This window comes from Acinetobacter sp. Swhac1 (assembly GCF_013390985.1).
GTDB classification, from domain to species: Bacteria; Pseudomonadota; Gammaproteobacteria; order Pseudomonadales; family Moraxellaceae; genus Acinetobacter; species Acinetobacter towneri.
Genome location: NZ_JACASN010000087.1, coordinates 1 through 1,796 on the forward strand (window position 1 = coordinate 1; position 1,796 = coordinate 1,796).

1 protein-coding gene and 2 pseudogenes are annotated in these 1,796 nt (G+C 37.1%); 2 read left to right on the plus strand and 1 reads right to left on the minus strand.

Annotation, left to right across the window (positions count from 1 at the left end; all coding sequences use genetic code 11):
* Positions 1 to 622, minus strand: a pseudogene (locus HX743_RS15930) (ISNCY-like element ISAjo2 family transposase); the annotation flags it as partial.
* Between the two features lie 177 nt (positions 623 to 799).
* Between HX743_RS15930 and HX743_RS15935 the strand changes: the two are divergent.
* Both HX743_RS15935 and HX743_RS16630 read left to right on the plus strand, forming a co-directional pair.
* Positions 800 to 1,219 carry an SMI1/KNR4 family protein gene (locus HX743_RS15935; protein WP_001180106.1) on the plus strand — a complete coding sequence of 140 codons (420 nt, stop codon included), beginning with the start codon at positions 800 to 802 and terminating at the stop codon, positions 1,217 to 1,219.
* A gap of 480 nt (positions 1,220 to 1,699) precedes the next feature.
* Positions 1,700 to 1,796, plus strand: a pseudogene (locus HX743_RS16630) (recombinase family protein); the annotation flags it as partial.

A 1,796-nucleotide genomic window follows, 5' to 3' on the forward strand; every position in this document is an offset into this window, starting at 1 on the left:
AGACTGAATGTTTGTCGCTGTAAAATGCCAACGGCTTACCATGCTGCTCAACATACAAGCGTGTTGAAATCATATAATCAAAGGCTGATTCTGATTCACAGAAGCGTAAATGCTGCAATTTTCCTGTGGCATCATCGATAAATACCAGCAGACAGCATTTAGGGGCTCGACCTTCAAACCAGTCATGGTGTGAGCCATCGATTTGGATCAGTTCACCATAACAGTCCCGGTTATAACGAGGCTGATACGGGCGTTTCAGACGCTTGGCGCGAGGAATCCATAAATCGGCTGCAATCATCCAGGAACGCAGTGTTTCCACTGAAATATCAAAGCCATGAACGGTGGTGAGCTTTTCATGCGCTAAAGTGGGTCCGAAACCATGCAGTTGATCAGAAACAATATTGAGGCACTTGAGTCTGAGCTCTTCAGGAAGCCTGGAATTGCTGATTTGACCACGACCGGCATGGGCTAATGCAGCTGGGCCTTGAGCTTTGTATTTTTGCAATAAACGTCTGATCTGACGCTCTGAAATATGAAGTAGCTGAGCAGCTTGGGACTGGGTTATGCGTTGATCACAGATTTCCTGCAAGACCGACAATCGTTTAAGTTCTTTATCCGACATAGACACCAACATATCAAACCGTCCGCTAAGAAAATTGCAAAAGTGCATATTCTAAAAGCGGACATTTTTACTTTGGAGAAACCGGACATTTCTACTTTGGGCTTACAAGTTCAATTCGTATAACAGCCATTATGTTAAATTGTAGTAAGAACTTTAATGCGATAGAGCAGAATGTATATGCAAAATAAGCTTGATAACATTATTCAAGAATTAAAAGAACTATCTGGGAATAGTCGTCTAAACATAGAACTACCTGATGATATTTTCATATCTGCTTATGAACGAAAAATAGGTTTTATTTTTCCAAAAGATTATAAAAAAGTTTTGAAAGAGATTAGCAATATCTTTTATGGAACAATTGAATTAGCGTCTCTTACAGATGAGAAAGAATGCTATCGAGGGCTATCTCAGATATTAAATGATGCTAGGGAGCAAGGTCTGCCAGAAGATTGGCTACCTATTTGTGAAGATAATGGTAGTTATTATTGCCTATCTCCTAATCATAAAATTAGATATTGGACAGCAGATGGATATAGCGATGAGCAGTGGGAAGATTTAGCAGATTGGATCAAGCAAGTTTGGATAGATGGAAATTAAGAATTTCTAAAATTAACATAATACACCTTATACGAAATGCGTTATAATTCTCTATAGAAATCAATGCTGTAGTTTCTAGTTGATAGCCCATCTTCCCCAAGGTGGGCTTTTTTTATGATTTTTCACGTTCCACGCTTATTATTTAATCAAAAGACCTCTTGCGAAAGTATAGTTTATCTAATTTTTGAATTGGCTAAAACCTCATAAAATATAGCTTTTGGCTGCTTAAAATTTGACTAACGCAAGAATTCTAAAGTTTCTCAACTTTGATTAGCTCAAATAAATACCATTTCTCTTTTTCTAGGTCTCTTTAAATCACGAATTATGTAACTATAGAGTACACCCTAAAGTTACAATCTGAAAGTTCATGAAATTATGTATCATTTAAATGATTTTTAATCATAAGTAACATGTAACTTTAGTGTTAAAGAATTATAATTTACGAAATTGTTCATTTTTATCCAATTGGGGCGTGAAAAAGTGAAAGGCCAAAAAGTAGGGTATGTCCGGGTAAGTTCTGTCGAGCAAAACACTGGACGTCAACTTGAAGGAATTGAGGTCGACCGGATTTTTGTTG

Excerpts from the sequence above, each read along its gene's own strand:
- HX743_RS15935 (WP_001180106.1), top strand. The coding sequence starts at position 800 with ATGCAAAATAAGCTTGATAACATTATTCAAGAATTAAAAGAACTATCT.